We start from the raw sequence: 318 nt of genomic DNA on the forward strand, positions 1-318 counted from the left end.
AGCGGCGCGGATTCCACGAGCACACCGCCCCAGCTCAGCACCATGACATCGCCCACCGCCGCATCCGGATAAGGCTCGCCGGTCCCGGACTCGGCCCGAACGATGATGTCCACCCCGGCCGCGGCGATCTCCTTGTCGACGATGTTCTCGACGATGGCCGGATCGATGAACAGGTACAGGTTCGAGTGGCTGCCTTCTTCCGGGTTAAGGTCCTGGCCCGCAGGAATCTCCAGCTTGGCGTAGAGCTTGAGCGCCGGCGTGAACGTCTCGGCGCCCTGATTGAAACGGGTCACCCGGTAAGCCAGCGTGTGCGCCCCG

At 65.4% G+C, this 318-nt stretch carries 1 protein-coding gene; it reads right to left on the reverse strand.

Going from position 1 to position 318, the window contains the following annotated elements; translation table 11 throughout:
* On the reverse strand, positions 1-318 hold a 318-nt coding region (locus tag FHL16_RS34240; RefSeq protein ID WP_158080562.1), incomplete at both ends, for a hypothetical protein.

The organism is Pseudomonas sp. FSL W5-0299, from assembly GCF_005930655.1.
Taxonomy (GTDB): Bacteria; Pseudomonadota; Gammaproteobacteria; order Pseudomonadales; family Pseudomonadaceae; genus Aquipseudomonas; species Aquipseudomonas mandelii.